15 protein-coding genes are annotated in these 17,897 nt (G+C 62.0%); 9 read left to right on the plus strand and 6 right to left on the minus strand.

The features are described 5' to 3' along the window. Positions 1-49: 49 nt before the first annotated feature. Together argJ and BM194_RS10590 are read left to right on the plus strand one after the other, a co-directional pair. A complete protein-coding gene (gene argJ, locus BM194_RS10585) occupies positions 50-1,264 on the plus strand; it encodes a bifunctional glutamate N-acetyltransferase/amino-acid acetyltransferase ArgJ (protein ID WP_092846497.1) in 1,215 nt (404 codons plus the stop codon). Between the two features lie 27 nt (positions 1,265-1,291). Further along, positions 1,292-2,239, plus strand: coding sequence for a Nudix family hydrolase (locus BM194_RS10590; protein ID WP_092846499.1), 948 nt, complete (start codon positions 1,292-1,294; stop codon positions 2,237-2,239). Positions 2,240-2,466: 227 nt separating this feature from the next. Here BM194_RS10590 and yacG read toward each other — a convergent pair whose 3' ends face one another. The 5 genes from yacG to pilB form a co-directional block, all read right to left on the minus strand. Next, positions 2,467-2,709: a DNA gyrase inhibitor YacG gene (gene yacG, locus BM194_RS10595; protein ID WP_092846501.1), complete on the minus strand. Its 243-nt coding sequence runs from the start codon at positions 2,707-2,709 to the stop codon at positions 2,467-2,469. A 2-nt stretch (positions 2,710-2,711) separates the two neighbouring features. Then, positions 2,712-3,341 carry a dephospho-CoA kinase gene (gene coaE, locus BM194_RS10600; RefSeq protein ID WP_092846503.1) on the minus strand — a complete coding sequence of 210 codons (630 nt, stop codon included), beginning with the start codon at positions 3,339-3,341 and terminating at the stop codon, positions 2,712-2,714. 122 nt (positions 3,342-3,463) lie between these two features. Then, on the minus strand, positions 3,464-4,330 hold the full coding sequence (locus BM194_RS10605) for a prepilin peptidase (RefSeq protein ID WP_092846505.1): 867 nt from the start codon (positions 4,328-4,330) through the stop codon (positions 3,464-3,466). Between the two features lie 21 nt (positions 4,331-4,351). After that, positions 4,352-5,599: a type II secretion system F family protein gene (locus BM194_RS10610; RefSeq protein ID WP_092846507.1), complete on the minus strand. Its 1,248-nt coding sequence runs from the start codon at positions 5,597-5,599 to the stop codon at positions 4,352-4,354. Positions 5,600-5,670: 71 nt separating this feature from the next. Then, positions 5,671-7,485, minus strand: coding sequence for a type IV-A pilus assembly ATPase PilB (gene pilB / locus BM194_RS10615; RefSeq protein ID WP_244890932.1), 1,815 nt, complete (start codon positions 7,483-7,485; stop codon positions 5,671-5,673). 621 nt (positions 7,486-8,106) lie between these two features. Between pilB and BM194_RS21130 the strand changes: the two genes are divergently transcribed. Together BM194_RS21130 and BM194_RS10625 are read left to right on the plus strand one after the other, a co-directional pair. After that, positions 8,107-8,451: a type II secretion system protein gene (locus BM194_RS21130; protein WP_280522546.1), complete on the plus strand. Its 345-nt coding sequence runs from the start codon at positions 8,107-8,109 to the stop codon at positions 8,449-8,451. A gap of 46 nt (positions 8,452-8,497) precedes the next feature. Then, on the plus strand, positions 8,498-9,883 hold the full coding sequence (locus BM194_RS10625; protein ID WP_143097582.1) for an O-antigen ligase family protein: 1,386 nt from the start codon (positions 8,498-8,500) through the stop codon (positions 9,881-9,883). A 113-nt stretch (positions 9,884-9,996) separates the two neighbouring features. Here BM194_RS10625 and BM194_RS10630 read toward each other — a convergent pair whose 3' ends face one another. Beyond that, on the minus strand, positions 9,997-10,296 hold the full coding sequence (locus tag BM194_RS10630; protein WP_092846511.1) for a hypothetical protein: 300 nt from the start codon (positions 10,294-10,296) through the stop codon (positions 9,997-9,999). Between the two features lie 356 nt (positions 10,297-10,652). Here BM194_RS10630 and BM194_RS10635 point away from each other — a divergent pair, with 356 nt between their 5' ends. The 5 genes from BM194_RS10635 to BM194_RS10655 all read left to right on the plus strand — a co-directional run. Next, the gene (locus tag BM194_RS10635) at positions 10,653-12,506 is read left to right on the plus strand and encodes a TolC family outer membrane protein (protein WP_092846513.1); all 1,854 of its coding nucleotides are present in this window, start codon (positions 10,653-10,655) and stop codon (positions 12,504-12,506) included. 31 nt (positions 12,507-12,537) lie between these two features. Next, entirely contained in the window at positions 12,538-14,697 is a 2,160-nt protein-coding gene (locus BM194_RS10640; protein WP_244890933.1) for a type I secretion system permease/ATPase, read from the plus strand. Next, complete coding sequence (locus BM194_RS10645; protein ID WP_244890934.1) at positions 14,694-16,154, plus strand: HlyD family type I secretion periplasmic adaptor subunit; 1,461 nt, start codon at positions 14,694-14,696, stop codon at positions 16,152-16,154. The genes BM194_RS10640 and BM194_RS10645 overlap by 4 nt, the downstream gene beginning before the upstream one ends. After that, the gene (locus BM194_RS10650) at positions 16,151-16,771 is read left to right on the plus strand and encodes a response regulator transcription factor (protein WP_092846515.1); all 621 of its coding nucleotides are present in this window, start codon (positions 16,151-16,153) and stop codon (positions 16,769-16,771) included. Before BM194_RS10645 ends, BM194_RS10650 begins: the two co-directional genes overlap by 4 nt. Before the next feature lie 164 nt (positions 16,772-16,935). Continuing rightward, a partial coding sequence (locus BM194_RS10655) for a retention module-containing protein (RefSeq protein ID WP_143097583.1) occupies positions 16,936-17,897 on the plus strand: 962 nt, incomplete at its 3' end.

A 17,897-nucleotide genomic window follows, 5' to 3' on the forward strand; every position in this document is an offset into this window, starting at 1 on the left:
GCGCACTCGGAATTAAGAGCCAACGAACTCTGACAGGAGTAAACAAAGCATGGCGGTAGGGCAGGCGTATTTCCCGGACATGCCGGTGATCGAGGGCGTCAGGCTGGGGTCGGCCAAGGCCGGCATCAAGAAGCCGGGCCGACGCGACCTGGTGGTGATCGAGATTGCCGAGGGCAGCCGGGTCGCCGGCACCTTCACCTGCAACGCCTTTCGGGCGGCGCCGGTGCATGTCGCGCAGCGCCACCTGGCGCAGGGCAACGCCCGCTACCTGTTGGTCAATACCGGCAATGCCAATGCCGGGACCGGCGAAAGCGGGATGCGGGATGCCGAGACATGCTGCCAGGCACTGGGCGAGTTGGCTGGGGCCTCGGCCGAGGCGGTGCTGCCGTTCTCGACCGGGGTGATCGGCGAGCCGCTGCCGGTCGAACGCATTCGCGCCAGCCTGCCGGAAGCGCTGGCATCGCTGGATTCCTCGGGCGAGGCCTGGCGACTGGCTGCCGAGGGCATCCTGACCACGGATACCCGGGCCAAGGGGGCGAGCGCCACCTGCGATATCGATGGCAAGACAGTGACCATCAACGGTATCAGCAAGGGTTCGGGCATGATCAAGCCCAACATGGCGACCATGCTGGGGTTCGTGGCGACCGATGCCGACATCGATCAGGTCCTGCTGGAATCGCTGCTGCGCGAGGGCGTGGATCGCTCGTTCAACTGCATCACGGTGGACAGCGATACCTCCACCAACGATGCCTGCATGCTGATCGCCACCGGACGTAGCGCGCGCGTGGCAAGCGACGACGTCATCGCTGCCTTCCGGGCGGCCCTCGACCGCGTGCTCATCGAACTGGCCCAGGCCATCATCCGTGATGGCGAAGGCGCCACCAAGTTCATCACGCTCGAGGTTGGCGAAGCGCGCTCGCGCCAGGAGGCGCTGGATGTGGCCTTCACCGTGGCGCACTCACCGCTGGTCAAGACCGCCCTGTATGCCTCGGATGCCAATTGGGGGCGCATCCTGGCCGCCGTTGGCCGGGCCCCGGTGGAAGACTTCGACGTCGAGCGTGTGGTGATCGATCTCGACGACGTGCGCCTGGTGGAGGGCGGTGGCCGTGCCGCCAGCTACAGTGAACAGGCGGGCAGCGCGGTCATGGCCAAGGAAGAGATCACTATTCGAATTCGCCTGGGGCGGGGGGAGTCTGCCGCAACGGTCTGGACCTCCGACCTCTCTCACGACTATGTCAGCATCAATGCCGACTACAGAAGCTGAACAGACGCTGAAAGGTAATTGCGCATCATGATCAAACGAAGGGTACACGTGGCGGCAGCCGCCATTTTCAGCAGCGATGGCCAGGAAGTCCTGCTCGCCCGACGTCCCTCCACGGTCGACCAGGGTGGCCTGTGGGAATTCCCTGGTGGCAAGCTGGCACCGTTCGAGACGGGATTCGAGGCGCTCAAGCGCGAACTGCACGAGGAGCTCGGTCTGGCTATCGAGCGTGCCCAACCGCTGATCCGCGTGCACCATGAATACCCCGACAAGCATATCCTGCTAGATGTCTGGCAGGTGCATGCCTTCAGCGGCGAGCCCTACGGCCGCGAAGGGCAGGCGGTACGCTGGGTGCCGCTCGGCGAATTGTTCAACTACCCGTTCCCGGCGGCGAACCTGCCTATCCTGCGCGCCGTCATGCTGCCTACCGAGTACCTGATCACCGGTGAAGAGAGTGACGACGAGGTTTTCCTGACCCGGCTCGAACGCGCCCTGGTCGAGGACAACGTGCGCCTGGTGCAACTGCGTGCCAAGACGCTGGACGAGGAGGCCTACCTGCAGCGTGCCGAGAAGAGCCTGGCGTTGTGCCGCCAGTATCAGGCACGCCTGCTGCTAAACGGCGAGCCTCGCCTGCTGGACACGGTCGATGCCGACGGCATCCACCTGACCAGCGACCGGCTAATGTCGCTCGAGCGTCGTCCACTACCGGCAGGCAAGTGGTTGGCGGCCTCGACCCACGATCGCGCCCAGCTCGAGCAGGCGGCACGCATCGGCTGCGACTTCGTGACCCTGTCGCCGCTGCGCACGACGCCCACGCATCCCGATGCCGCGCCGCTGGGCTGGCATGACTTCCAGCAGATGGTCGAGACGGCCGGCATGCCGGTATTCGCGCTGGGGGGAATGACGCGCCACGATGCGAATCATGCGAGAGCGGTGGGGGCGCAAGGAATCGCGTCGATCCGCGATTTCTGGAAATAACCGCTCACGATCTATTGCGCTCGGTCATTCGGCGTTGAAATCCGCATCGGCATGCTCATTTACGCCCTGTAAACTCTGCTGCCTCGGCGGATTTCGCCTTGTCTGACCGTCGCTCATGACGACCGTGAGTCGGTTATTACCGTTGGGATCGGCGGCGTTAACAGTGAAAGACAAACGGCCATCGCAGCTCATGCTGCGGTGGCCGTTTTGTTTTAGGGCGTTATCGCTTACTGGTTGCCGCCGCGTTCGAGGCGGTCGATCAGGGCGTCGAGGTCGGCTTCATCCATGGCGGGTTCGCCGGCGATACGGTGGGATTCGTCGGCCCAGGCGCCCAGGTCGAGCAAGCGGCAGCGCTTGGAGCAGAAGGGTCGGTAGGGATTGTCCTGGGACCAGACTACCTTGGTGCGGCACTGGGGGCAGGCGACCTCCAGCGGGCGTCCATTTGATGCGTCGTGGCTTGAGTCGGTCATGGTCACTCGTGTTCGGCAGAGGGTGAGTCGGTCAACTGGCGGTAGCGTCGGTCGAGTTCGACGACCTGGCGTGCCAGTGCGTCGTGGCTGCCTTGATTGTCGATGACATCGTCGGCGCGCGCCAGGCGTTCGGCCCGAGGCATCTGTGCGCGAATGATCGCCTTGACCTGCGCTTCGTCGACCGTGTCGCGGCCGATGGTGCGCGAGATCTGCAGGGTTTCCGGCACGTCGATCACCAGGCTGCGGTCGACCAGCATGTGCTGTCCGGACTCGAACAACAGGGGCGAGACCAGCAGGTGATACGGGGCGCCGCTGGCGCGCATCTCGTCCAGGTAGGCCTCGAGGCGCTGGCGTATGCGAGGATGCGTCACCGACTCCAGCCAGCGCCGCTCGGCCTCGTCGGCGAATACTCGGGCGCGCAGCGCACGCCGGTCAAGCCGCCCCTCGGCATCGAGCACCTCGGGCCCGAAGTGCTCGGCGATCTCGGCCAGGGCGGGTTCGCCGGGTTCCACGACTTCACGGGCGACGATATCGGCATCCACCCAGGGAATGCCCAGCTTGGCGAATTCCAGCGCCACGGCGCTCTTGCCCGAGGCGATGCCGCCGGTCACTCCGATGGTCAGTGGTTGCATGACGTCTCCATTCAAGCGTCGGGTGGTTCTGCCCAAGATTCAATACCGCGCTTCTGTGGGCATGGCAGCAATACCGGGCGAAGGGCTTGTCCCGCTGCGAGCCGAAACCTGCTGCGCATTCGCTAGCTCAGCAGGATAGCTTGATAAACCGCCATCAACGGTGCGCCGAACAATAACGCAATCCAGCCGGCCATGGCCAGAAACGGGCCGAACGGCATCGGCATGCCACGCAAGCGCGGTAGGGCCAGTTGCGACAGGATACCCACCACGGCGCCGACACCCGCCGACAGGATCAGTAGCAGGGGTAGCATCTCCCAGCCCGTCCAGGCGCCCAGCGCCGCCAACAGCTTGAAGTCGCCGTAGCCCATGCCCTCCTTGCCGGTGATCAGCTTGAACAGCCAGTAGAAGCTCCACAACACCAGGTAACCGGCCACGGCCCCGATGACGGCGCTTTGCAGTAGCAATGGCTGGAAGAGCACCTGATACAACAGCCCCAACCAGAGCAGCGGCAGGGTGAGCACATCGGGAAGCAATTGGGTGCGCAGGTCGATGACCGCCAAAGCCAGCAGGATCAGACATGCCCCCAGCACGAACAAGCTGGCCAGCGTGGGGCCGTAGAGGGCGACCACGGCCACGGCCAGCGCGCCGCCGGCCAGTTCGACCAGCGGATAACGCAGGCTGATCGGCTTCTCGCAGTTGGCGCAGCGCCCGCGCCGCTTCAGGTAACCGAACAGTGGAATATTGTCATGCCAGGCGATCGGCTCGCCGCAACGCGGGCAACTCGAACGCGGCGTGGCCAGGTTGACCCGTGGTAACACCGAGCCCGGCGCTTCCTCCGGCAGTTCCAGCGCTTCGCGCGCCTCGGCCCGCCACTGCAGCATCAGCATTGCCGGCAGCCGGGCAATCACCACATTCACGAACGACCCCAGCGCCAGGCCAAGGATCGCTACCAATGGCCACAGCAACACCGGAGGTAAGTTAAGCGACAAGAAACACTCCTTAGACAGTGATTAGATCGCAGTACCTAGCTCGAAGATCGGCAGATACATCGACACGACGAGTCCCCCGACCAGCACCCCCAGAACCACGATGATGAAGGGCTCGAGCAACGAAGTCAGGGCATCCACCTTGTTATCGACTTCCTCTTCGTAGAAGTCGGCGACTTTGTTGAGCATGGCGTCCAGCGAGCCGGCTTCCTCGCCGATGCCGACCATCTGCACCGCCAGCACCGGGAACAGGTTGACGTTGCGCATGGCGAAGTGCAACTGCTGGCCGCTCGAGACATCCTCGCGCACCTGCTGGACGGCGCGCTCGTAGACCTTGTTGCCAGCCGCGCCGGCGGCGGTATCCAGGGCGTCCACCAGTGGCACGCCGGCCCCGAAAGTGGTCGCAAGGGTGCGTGAATAGCGCGCCACCGATGACTTGTCGAGAATGTCGCCGATGACCGGCAGGCGCAGTACCAACTGGTGCATGCGGTAGGCGAAGCTTTCCGAACGCTTGATGCCCTGGCGAATGGCGAACACGCCGGCGATCAACCCGCCCAGCCCCCACAGCCAGTACTGCTGGGCGAATTCCGACAGGGCGATGGTCATGCGCGTCATTGCCGGCAGTTCAGCGCCGAAGCCCTTGAACAGACTCTCGAACTGCGGCACCACCTTGATCAGCAGCAACGCCGTGACCGCGACGCCCACGGTGATGACCGCCGCCGGGTAGTACATTGCCTTGCGTACACGCCCCTTGAGCGTCTCGATCTTCTCGCGATAGGACGCCACGCGATCGAGCATGCGATCCAGCGAGCCGGACTGCTCACCGGCCTCGACCATGTTGGTGAACAGCCGGTCGAAATGCTGGGGATGCTGGCGCAGCGCCTCCGAGAAGCTGGCGCCTGCCGAGACGTCGTTGGACAGCTTCAGCACCAGGCTGCGCATGGCCGGGTTGCGCAGGCTCTCGGCCACCACGTTGAAGGCCTGCAGCACCGGCACGCCAGCGCGGATCATGGTCGACATCTGCCGCGCGAACAGCATGATGTCGCGCGACTTGATGCGTCCACCGCGCCCGAACAGGCTGCTTTTGCGCCGGATGCTCTTGACGATGATGTTCTGTCCCGACAGCTCGCGCTCCACCTCGCCACGATGCGTGGCGACGATTTCGCCCCGCACGGGCTTGCCGCGACTGTTCTTGCCGGACCACTGCCAGCGGTACAACTTGTTCTGCTCGCGCGGCTTGTAGCCTTGCGAGGATCGGGCGGATGTCACCATGGTGTTCCCTGCGATGTGCCTTGCCGTTCACGGCGGGCGTATTTTTCTTATCGGCCGAACCCGGCTCGGGTTCAGTCCTTGGTAATCCGATTGATCTCTTCCAGGCTGGTGACGCCGGCCAGTACCTTGAGCAGGCCGCTGCGTCGCAAATCCGGCAGCCCTTCGCTGCGCGCCTGGGCCGCCAGCTCCAGTGAATTGCCTTCCTGCATGATCAGGCGGCTGATCGCTTCGCTGATCGGCACCACCTCATAGATACCCACGCGCCCCTTGTAGCCCAGTGTGCACTGGCGACATCCCACCGGGTGATAGAGCGTAGCCTCGTTGAGCTCCTCCATGCTGAAGCCTTCCTTCAGCAGCACTTCATGAGGGATTTCCGCCGGCTGCCGGCAATGCGGGCACAGCTTGCGGGCCAGGCGCTGGGCGATGATCAGCGACACCGAGCTGGCAATGTTGAACGGCGCCACACCCATATTGCGCAGTCGCGTCAATGTCTCGGCGGCGGAGTTGGTATGCACGGTGGATAACACCAGGTGACCGGTCTGCGATGCCTTGACGGCGATCTCGGCGGTTTCCAGGTCGCGGATCTCGCCGACCATCACCACGTCCGGGTCCTGGCGCAGGAAAGCGCGCAAGGCGCTGGCGAAGTCGAGCCCGATGCGCGGCTGCACGTTGACCTGGTTGACGCCGGGCACCTTGATCTCCACCGGGTCCTCCGCCGTGGAGATGTTGCGCTCCGCGGTGTTGAGGATGTTGAGGCCGGTATACAGCGTCACGGTCTTGCCGCTGCCGGTGGGGCCGGTGACCAGAATCATGCCCTGCGGCTGGGCCAGGGCGCGTTCGTACATCTGCCGCTGCACCGGGGTGAAACCCAGCGCATCGATGCCCAGGCGCGCGGTGGCCGGGTCGAGAATACGCAGCACCACCTTCTCGCCGTAGACCGTCGGCAGCGAGTTGACACGAAAATCGATGGAGCGGTTCTTCGACAGGCGCAGCTTGATCGCGCCGTCCTGCGGCAGGCGGCGCTCGGAGATATCCAGCCGGGCCATGATCTTCAGACGCGCGGCGATACGCGTGCGCATCGCGAACGGGGGACGGGCGACCTCGAGCAGAATGCCGTCGATACGAAAGCGGATGCGAAAGCTCGACTCGTAGGGCTCGAAGTGAATGTCCGAGGCGCCGCGGCGGATGGCGTCGATCAGGATCTTGTTGACGAAACGCACCACCGGCGCGTCGTCGCTGGACGCGGTGATCGCCGTATCCTCGGCCTCGCTCAGCTCGTCCTCGAAATCCAGCTCACCGATGGCATCGCTGCCGTCGTCGAGCTGCTCCAGCATGTGGCTGGTATCCGCCTGGGCCAGGTAGTTCTCTAGCGCCGGGCCGAGCTGATCGACCGAGGCCAGCACGCCTTCCACCGACAGGCCGGTGGCGAACTGCAGCTCATCCAGCAACGCCAGTGACGAGGGGAAGGGTACCGCGACCGTCAGCCGGTGCTCGCTGCGCATCAGTGGCATGATCTTGTGACGACGCAGGATCTTTTCCGGCATGTCGCGGGCCGCAGGCAAGGCATCCAGGCGCAGTGCGTCCAGATCGATCATCGGCAGGCCATACTCGCGGGAAGCCACCTGCGTGGCATCGCGGGCGTTGACCAAGCCACTATCGATGATCTGCTGCAGCAACGACTCCTCGCTCTCGCGATTCTCCTGCTCGGCACGCCGGGCCGCCGCCTCGGTCAGCAATCCCTCCTCGATCAGGCGCTGCGACAGGCCGCTCAGTCCCTCGGTACCCGGGGCAGGGTTTCGCGCCAGTGCCGAGGCACGCTCGCGGGGTGGTGTGGCCTCGTCGAGGTCGCTGGAGGAGGAATACGGCGGCTGGTGGGATGACGTCATAGGCTGGAGTCGGTCACTGCAGGGGCAAGGCTTGTCGGTGGTCCTTTGGTATCACGAAATTCTAGCGTCAACGATGGGGTGGCATCACCCGAACGGCTGTCAACGCAAGGCCTGCCCGGCATGGGGCGCCGCTGATCCTTTTGCAGGCGATGCGTAAGTAAAATTGACAGTATCCCCTTGTGGTCGATAACACTGTTATTTAATGTAATCTCGTGCCTTGGGATGAGGGTAAGTACTCAGTGCAGGGTACGAAGCTGACTTGGGCCCTAAATGCCAGTCACTCATGCAAAGCCAGGCGGGACGGGGCTCGGCAGGCCGGCAGCAGCGCAAGGGCAGCGATGGCTGACAGGCAAAGGAGCCACAAACGTTCAAACAGGCGCGGGTTCCGTGCGCTAAGTGAGCGTTTGACGGTCACGGCGTTGCCGTAGATTCGAGGGCAAGGCGTGACATGCACAGCAGGCCCGGCGGTAGCGTGGAAACGTTGAAGCCAAGCGCTACACGCCGGTTACGAAATGGGGTAGGTTTCGCCACACCTGAGCATGAGAAAGACTGAGGCTCGGCAAGCGAAGAATGACTGACAGGGCCGGCAAGGCTTTACGGGGAACGACGATGAAAAGACACATGGGCATGACCAAGAAAGGGCAGGGCGGTTTTACCCTGATCGAACTGCTGATTGTAGTGGCGATTATTGGAATCTTGGCGGCAATTGCGATTCCGAGATATCAAGACTATAAAGCAAATGCGGCAGAGCAAGCCTGTAAATCTGAAGTTAAAGCTTATACAACTGCTGCTGCTGCTGCTATTTATAGCGGTGAATCAGCGCCAGCCCTTCCAAGCGTTGATTCAGCTTGTGAATATCAATCAACTGACGTGCCGACCTCTGTTGATGCAACTATTTCTGCAAGGCCGGAAGGTTCTACTGGTTCTTATACTTCTTACATTGTTGCTACAGGGGCCGCTTCCTGATTTTATAGGCCGGGTGTCGCCCGGCCTATTTTTTTGGATATGATAGTTGGAATACTTTATTTTCTACTCATATGATGTGCAGCGCACATTTTGCTTGCTCCTAACTTTTTTGTGTTTTTTTTATTACGGTTGGCGGTTTCGGGGGGATTTGTGGAGTGGTTGTGTAAAAAGGAGAAAAAGTTTAATTTTTCTCGGGATGGTTTTTGCTCTTTGTTTTTTTTTGAATCTTGATTTTTCATTTTTTTCACTAATAGAGTTGTTGTTCATTTTTTATAATTTTTTGTTCATATATTACGTAGCTATTATTACATCTTTTTGGGGCAGGGTTGAATGGCTGAATAGTGGCTATTTTTTAATTTTATTTGTGGTTTTTTATGGTTTTTTCTCTTTAGAGGATATATTTTTTTCATGGAATTATATAGAGAAAAATCAATTCTTTTTGATTGGTTTAGTTAATGTGCGCCTGTTTTCTGATGTTTTTGTAGGAGTAGTTCCTTTGGTCCTTACTTATTCGCTGGCGCGAATAAGTAAGGACCTATTTGCGGGGGCGCTATGTGTCGTTGCATTATCGCCACTGTGGTACTTATTGTTTTTGACTGAGGGCCGCTCCGGTTTTTTGAGCATAACAGTAGCAATGCTGTTAACGTTAGTACTGCTGCGCCGTCAAGCATTGTTGCCAGTTACATTGACGGGTTTAGCAGTCTTGCCTGCCTTAGCGGGTTGGTGGTGGCTAAATCCGTTTCGTGAACCTGAATCTGGCGAGGTTTTTACCCGTGATATCACGAAGGTAAATGATCGCCTTGTGCTATGGAGTGATGCTTTGCGTTACTCTATCGAGAATTTCCCGTTTGGCATTGGGCCCATGCAGTTCGCCGGTGATGGACATATTCGTAACGCTAGTGCGCATAATATCTTCCTCAATACCGCTGCTGAATGGGGACTGCCGTTGGCGCTGGCATTGCTGGGGCTTGTACTTTACGGATGCTGGGTCATCGTCAAGCGAAGTCGCACCATGCCGGACCAAGACAAGCCTATTTATGCCTGTCTAGTGATGGCGTTTGTTGGCGTGATGGTTAATGCCCAGTTCTCGGGGTCGCATATCGCACCGTTGAGCTCGCTTGTCATGGTGCTGGCGATTGGCGCAGTATTCGGCTATCGGGACAGTTCTCAGCCTGTGCCCGTTGTCGATAACACGTCCAGCCGAGGCGTAGGTCCTACCATCTTGTGGCTGGTCATGATGTTGGCATTGATCTATTTGATCTGGGCAGGGCTTGAACTTTATGGGCTGGCCATGGAGTCAAAGCAGCGTTGTTTTGAAGAAATTGGCCGGCCTTATCTCTATCCGCGCTTCTGGTCGCAAGGGCGGTTGGAGTGCATGCAGATGGTCGAGCCGAACCATTGGCTGTTTTCCAAATGGAGTGACTGGCTTTAATACTGCCTGATTTTAGTCACCTTTTGTGTAGGGTTTCGATTCCAGGAACGGTATGAAAACCTGGAATCGATGATGTGGTACGAAGTGATGTTTAAGGTGGGCTTTACCTTGGGTTAATAAAGCGCCTGCTCTTCATCCACCACCTCTTCCAGAATCTCCAAAAACAGCCGATCCGCTTCTGAATGCTCACTCGGGTCTTCGGGAATATGCACGCTGGTGGTATCCGATATCTCGTTGGCAATTCTCGCCATGACGTCGCTGCCCTTGCCTTTCCCCGACTCGGCCTGTTCCTGATAGGCGCGGCGGGCGATCTCCAGCGAGCGCTCCAGAATCTGCGGGTCCTGCAGCAGCTTCTTGATGAACCCGCGCAGTTCGTTGATGACGCGAACCTTCTGCATTTCGGAGTTGGCCATGGGGTGTCTCCCTGCTAGGTGATATTGCATGAAAGATAGCATGCGTCCAGTGCGAGCGTCAGTCGTCATCCTTCCGGTATGAAGCCTTGCTCATGCTTTTGCTGTAAAAGTTCAACGTTTCGTCTGCTAAAAGTTAAGAAAACTTTGCCATTGATCGCTTACATGCATTGTTGCCGATAGTTTAAAAAACTAGATAGCGCCGCGCTTTCACATTACATAAAATAGTTTTACTGTTAGTTACAAAAAAGACTGGTTTGGGTCAGGCCCGGTGGGTAAGTGGCTCGAGCCGATAACAACCTGCCCTCAAGGCGCCGAGCGCTCTCGCGACACGGCCGGGGCAATTAGGGAACTGAAACATGCAAGTGCTCACCTCTCGTCGGGCCTCGGCTCGCCGCACCCCCTATCGTGCCCTGATCGTGTCCGCGCTGCTGTCACCGCTGGCGCTGGCCTGCGCCCAGGCCAACGCCCAGGAAGCCGCGGGCATCGATACGCTGCGTGGCGCCGTACAGCGGGCCATGACCCAGAATCCGCAGGTCCAGGCCAGTTGGCACGGCTTCCAGGCGGCCATGGATGAAGTCGACATCGCACGCGGGCAATACCTCCCCAGCCTGGATGTCAGCGCCGGGATGGGGCGCGAGTACCGTGAAGACGACGACCGTGGCAGCTACGACGCCGACTTCGCCGAAGTCACGCTGACCCAGATGCTGTGGGATGGCTTCGAGACCGCCAATGAGGTCGAGCGTCTCGATCAGGCCAAGCTGGTCAGCTACTACGAGCTGATGAGTACCAGCAACGACGTGGCGCTCGAGGTCACCCAGGCCTATCAGGACGTGCTGCGTTACCGTGACCTGGTGATGCTGGCGCGGGACAACTACGCCAAGCATCTCGAGGTGTACCGGCAGATCGAGCAGCGTACCCAGTCCGGCGCCGGCCGTGGCGTGGATCTCGAGCAGATCAGTGGTCGCCTGGCCCTGGCCGAGTCCAACCTGTTGACCGAAGCGGCCAACCTGCACGATGTCAGCGCCCGCTTCCAGCGTCTCGTCGGTGAGCTGCCGCCGGACGAGCTGGCACCGGCACCCGAGTTCACCCAGGGCCTGCCCGCATCGATCAGCGACGCCGTGATGCAGGCCTACGAAGGCAACCCGGGCTTTCATGCCGCCATCAAGAACATCGACGCGGCACGTGCTGCCGCCGAGGCGACCAAGGCCGGCTTCCACCCGCAGGTGGACTTCCGTGCCAGCGCCGGCACCAATAACCAGAGCGGTGTCACTGGGCGCTACGATCAGGGCGTGGTGCAGGTCGTGGCCAGCATGAACCTATACCGGGGCGGATCGGACCTGGCCGCGTATCGCCAGGCCAGCGACCTGCTCGCCCAGGCCAAGGACCTGCGTGACCAGGAATGTCGCGATGTGCGCGAAAACACCACCGTGGCCTTCAACGATACGCGCCGCATCGCCGAGCAGATGAACTACCTCAACCAGCACCGCCTGTCGACCGGGCGCGTGCGCGGCGCCTACCAGCAGCAGTTCGATATCGGCGAGCGTACGCTGCTCGACGTGCTCGATTCCGAGAACGAGTACTTCGAGGCCAGCCGCGCCTACTCCAACGCCACCTATGATCTGGAAATGGCCCGGGCCCGCACCCTGGCAGCCTTGGGTCAGTTGTTGCCCGCGCTGGAAGTCTCGCGCAGCGGCATCCCGACGCTGACCGAACTGGGCAGCGATGGGGTGGTGATCGATGGCGAAACCATCTGCCCCGTCCAGGCACCGACCCGCTACAGCCTGGAAGAACTCACCGCCGGCCTGATGCCCAGTGCCGTTGCCGTGCCCTCTACCGCCAGCGAGCCGGTGCGTGCGCCCGATTACGTGCTGGGTGCCGATGCACTGTTCGAGACCGGTAGCGCCTGGCTGAGTGCGGACGCCCGCGACACGCTCGCCAAGCTGGCGCAGGAGATCCAGGCGCGCAGCGACCTGCAGCGTATAGTTATCGCCGGTCATGCCGATAGTACCGGTAGCGATGCGGTCAACGACCCGCTCTCCGAGGAGCGCGCGCGTCGCGTGGCGGGATATCTGGCCGAGCAGGGCGTCGATCTTGCCCTGTTGACCAGCCGGGGCTATGGGTCGCGTCAGCCGGTGGCCAGCAATGACACAGTCGAGGGGCGCCGCGCCAATCGCCGTGTGGAAATCACCCTGGCGCGCCAGGGCGAGTGAACCGCAGGTAGAAAAAGGCAGGTAGAAGAGAGTGACCAGCCATATCAAGCTAGACGGGACCCAGGCCACGGGCGGGGAATTGCTCGAATGCCTGCGCGTGGTGGCCCGCGCGCACGATCACGACATTACCCGTGAAGCGGCCCTGGCTGGGTTGCCACTGGAAGAGGGCGAGCTGACGCCGGGCGTGTTCGCCCGGGCAGCGGCCAGGGCCGGGCTGACCTCGCGTCAGACCCGTTGCTCCCTGGCACGCCTGAACCCGCAGCTATTCCCGGTCATCCTGCTGCTCGAGCCGGGGCGTGCCTGTGTCTTGCTGTGGCTGGACGTCAAGCAGCGCCTGGCTCGGGTCGTCTATCCCGAGTTGGGCGAGGCGGCCGTCGAGGTGCCCATCGACGAGCTGCATGCCCGTTACAGTGGCCGGGCGATCTATGCCCGGCCCAAGCATCGTTTCGATGCGCGTACGCCCGAGGTTCGCCAGCACAAGCAGCGCCACTGGTTCTGGGGCGTGGTGCTGGAGAATCGCAAGCTCTACCGCGACGTGCTGGTCGGCTCAGTGATGATCAACCTGTTTGCCATCGCCATGCCGATGTTCGTCATGAACGTCTATGACCGGGTGGTGCCCAACCAGGCCACCGAAACATTGTGGGCATTGGCGGCAGGCATCTTCCTGGTGCTGTGTGCCGATTTGGCGCTACGCCTGACGCGCAATGCGTTCGTCGATCTGGCGGCCAGCCGGGCCGACGTCAAGCTGTCCTCGGCGTTGCTGCAGCGGGTGCTGGGCATGCGTCTCGAGGCACGGCCGGCGTCGACTGGCTCGTTTGCCTCCACGCTGCATTCCTTCGAGTCGGTGCGGGCCTTCATCGGTTCGGCCACCGTGGTGGGCCTGGTCGACTTGCCGTTCGTGATTCTCTTCGGCGCGATCATTGCCCTCATTTCCCCGCCGCTGGTGATTCCCATCGTGGTGGGCATCGCCTTCGTGCTGCTCTATGCGTTGGCGGCACAGGGCAAGATGCATGAGCTTTCCGAGACTACCTGGCGGGTCGGGGCGCAGCGCAATGCCACGCTGATCGAAAGCCTCGCCAACCTGGAAACCGTCAAGACGCTGCGTGCCGAAGGCCGCATCCAGGGTACCTGGGAAAAGGCCACGGCATTCCTGTCGCGCACCTCGGCGCAGATGCGCCTGCTGGGCTCGTCGGTGGGCAGCGTGGCGATGTGGGCCCAGCAGACCGTGGCGGTGGCAATCATCATCGTCGGCGTCTACTTGATCATCGAGGGCGAACTGACCCAGGGCGGGTTGATCGCTGCCTACCTGCTGTCGTCTCGGGCCATGGCGCCGGTCAGTCAGGCGGCTGCGCTGATGGGGCAGTACCACAATGCCTCGACGGCCCTGGCGTCGCTCAACGAGGTCATGCAGAAACCCGAGGAACGCCCAGAGGGTCGTCACTTCGTCAGCCGGCCACAGGTGCGCGGTCAGCTCGAGCTGCGTGGGGTCACGCTGCGCTATCCCAACGAAGAGCGCGAGGCGCTGCGCGACGTGTCTGTGAAGATTCGCGCCGGGGAGAAAGTGGCGATCCTGGGCCGGGTCGGCTCTGGCAAGTCCACGCTCAACAAGCTGCTGCAAGGGCTTTACCAGCCCACGGCCGGCGCAGTGATGGTGGATGGCGTGGACATTCGTCAGTTCGACCCGGTCGAGCTGCGTCGCCACATCGGCTACGTGCCCCAGGATATCGCACTGTTCTACGGCTCGCTGCGTGACAATATCGTCGCGGCTGGTGGCAGTGACGGGGTCGATGACGACGCGCTGCTGCGCGCGATCCAGCTCAGCGGCCTGGAAGAGATGGTCAACGGTCATCCGCAGGGTGTCGAGTTGCAGGTCGGGGAGCGTGGCGAGCTACTCTCCGGCGGTCAACGTCAGGCGGTGGCAATTGCCCGGGCGCTGGTCAACGACCCGCAGATCCTGTTGCTCGATGAGCCGACCAGCGCCATGGACCATACCAGCGAGGAAGCCTTCAAGCGTGCCCTGAGCGAATACGCCGTGCATCGCACGATGGTGATCGTGACCCACCGCACCTCGCTGCTGTCGCTGGTGGATCGCATTGTGGTCATCGATGGCGGCAAGATCGTCGCCGACGGGCCCAAGGATCAGGTCATCGAGGCCCTGCGCAAGGGGCAGGTGGGGAGGGCCGCCGGATGAGCGATTCCACGCCTGTCATGAACAACAACGGGGAAACGGCCAATCGCAAGAGCGCCGAGCAAGTGGGGTTCGAGGCCATGGGTCGGGTCACCAAGGCCGGTGGCAGGCCGTTCCGACCGTTGATCGATCGCTTGTTCGCGCGCTGGGTCTCGTCCGCTCACTTGAACCGCGACTGGGCCAGCGATGCCGACTGGGCGCGCATGCAGCAAGACCCCATGCGGGCTCGAGGGCTGCTGTATCTGGTCGTCGGCGTACTCATCGCCCTGCTGGCCTGGGCCTATGTCGCCGAGATCGATCAGGTCACCAAGGGCATGGGGCGGGTCATTCCCTCGTCACAACTCAAGGTCGTCCAGTCGTTCGACGGTGGCGTGGTCGAGGCCTTGCTGGTCAAGGAGGGCGACAGCGTCGAGGAAGAGCAGTTGCTGATGCGCATCGACCCGACGCGCTTCGTGTCTTCCTATCGGGAGGGCGTGGCCAAGTCGCTTGCGTTGCAGGCCAAGGCAGAGCGTCTCACGGCGTTGACGGCGGAGCGCCCCTTCGTACCGTCGCAGGAATTGGCCGAACAGGCGCCGGACCTCGTCGCGCATGAGCGAGCCCTGTTCGAGAGTAGCCGTCAGGCCTTGGAAGAAACGCGCAAGATTGCCCAGGAGCAACTGAGCCAGCGTCGCGAGGAACTCAAGGAGGCCCAGGCGCGCTTCGACCAGGCCTCGCGGGCGCTGGATCTGGCGTCACGGGAGTTGTCGCTGACGCGCCCCTTGCTCAACTCAGGGGCGGTGTCCGAAGTCGAGGTGCTGCGCCTGGAGCGGGATGTTTCCAATGCCCGTGGCGAACGCAACCAGGCTTCCGCCCAGGTGGCTCGCCTGCAGGCCGCCATCGAGGAGGCCGACAGCAAGCTGCGCGAGGCCTCCCTGGAGCTCAAGAACCGCTGGAGTAATGAGCTTTCCGAGACGCTGGGGCAACTGGCCGCCCTGGAGCAGAGCAATGTCGGCCTGCAGGACAAGGTCGCTATGGCCGAGATCCGTTCTCCCGTGGATGGCATTGTGCAGCGGCTGCATGTCACCACGTTGGGCGGTGTGGTGCAGCCTGGCCAGGACATTGTCGAGATCGTGCCAAACGACGAACAACTGCTCGTCGAGGCGCGCATCGCCCCGCAGGATATTGCCTTTCTGCGACCCGGCCAGTCGGCCTTCGTCAAGTTCACCGCCTATGACTTTGCCACCTACGGTGGCATGCAGGCCACGCTCGAGCACATCAGTGCGGACACGATCACCGATGACGATAACAACACCTTCTATCTGGTAAGGGTGCGTACCCAGGACAACGCGCTGGGCCCGAACCTGACCATTATTCCCGGGATGACGGCGCAGGTGGATATCCGCACTGGCAAGCGTACGGTGCTCGACTATCTGCTCAAGCCGCTCCTTCGAGCCAAGGGCAATGCGCTGAGCGAACGATGAACAGACATCTATTCGTATGCCAGGGTGACAACGTGGTCCCGCGCTGGACCGAGGCCTTTCCGAGCGCACGGTTATGCACGCCGCAGCAGGCCCGCGCCCAGGCCAGTCGTGAGGACCATGTATGGGTGCTCGCCGATGTGGAGGACTGGGCTGGGCTTGTCACGATCCTGGCGCAGCGCGGCGCCATGGTCGTGGTGCTCTCCTACCGCCCGGATGCCAACCAGGCGTTTCAGGCGCTGGATGCCGGGGCCAAGGGATACGCGCATGCGCTTTCGGCGCCGGCGTTGTTGACCCAGATTGCCCTGGTGATCGCCAACCAGGGGTTATGGGTCTGGCCGGAGTTGTTGCAGCAGGTGGTGGGTACGACCTTTCGCCTGCTGGGAAGCGGTGCTCGCGCCAACGACAGCGTGCTGGCGGGGCTGACGGCTCGCGAACGCGACGTGGCCCTGGCCGTGGCGGCCGGCAAGAGCAACAAGGAAGTCGCCCGGCAACTCGACATTACCGAACGTACCGTCAAGGCGCATCTTGGTGCCGTGTTCCGCAAGCTGCATATCCGCGACCGCATGCAACTGGTGCTGACCCTCTCGGGGCAGGGCCAGGAAGTCGGCATGCTGTGAGTCGCCGTCTTGTCCACGAATAAGGACCGGCTGGCAGTTACATTACGTTACTGTCCTTCGGTCCAATACTTTTCCTGGCCGGCCTTCCCTAATCTCGTTAGCACTGAACCTCCCTTCGTGGCGCTAGGCCGTCACGACTCCACTCGCTCGCAGGGTGACAACGCATGAGTACTCCGATCGCAACCGTTCTTTCCGTTTCCGGCCAGGCCTGGGCTCGCGATGCCGACGGCAATCTGCGCCCACTCGAGCCGGGCGACGTCCTGCTCGAGGGCGAGGAGCTCGTCACCGGCGAGAACGGCCGCGTCCGGCTCGATTTCGCCGAGGCCGAGCCGGTCACCATCGGACCGGAGCAGACCGTTGCCATGCTTGCCGATCTGGATGCGCAAGCGGACGTGCCCACCGATGAGGCAGCGGTACTGGATGACGACCTCGAGGCGCTGCTCACCGCCATCGACGAAGGGGAAGGCGACCTGCTGGACGTACTCGACGCGACCGCCGCGGGCCTGGGCGGTGGCGCCGGCGGCGAAGACGGCGGCCACAGCTTCGTGCAACTGGCACGCATCTCGCTCAGCACCGACTCGCCAAGCTATGCCTACGAACCGGTCGCGTTGGACGAGACGCAAACCGCGCTGTTCGTTGGCGAAGAGAGTCTGGTGGCGGCTGAGGCTATCACGAATGGCAATGTGGCACCGGTTGCCGTTGATGATGTGATGGAGGGGCTAGAAGACGCCCCGTTGTCCGGTAACTTACTGGACAATGATAGCGATCCCGATGGCGACGTTTTGTCCGTAGTCTCGTTTACGGTAGGCGGCGTCAGTTACTCTTCCGGTGAAACGGCAGTCATCGAAGGCATCGGCAACCTGACGATCGGCAGCGATGGTAGCTACACCTTCACGCCGGAGGCCAACTGGAACGGCAGCGTACCGGCGGTCAGCTACACGGTGACCGATGGCGAGCTGAGCGACACGGCGACACTTGCTCTCATAGTTCAAGCAGCTAACGATGCGCCGACCCTGACGCCCAACGTCACACTGGCCGACCAGAGTGGCCAGGACGCGCAGGCCATTACCCCGGTCGATGTCTCCGGCCAGTTCGCTGATGTGGATACCGGCGACAGCCTGACCTT

The organism is Modicisalibacter xianhensis (genome assembly GCF_900113605.1).
GTDB classification, from domain to species: Bacteria; Pseudomonadota; Gammaproteobacteria; order Pseudomonadales; family Halomonadaceae; genus Modicisalibacter; species Modicisalibacter xianhensis.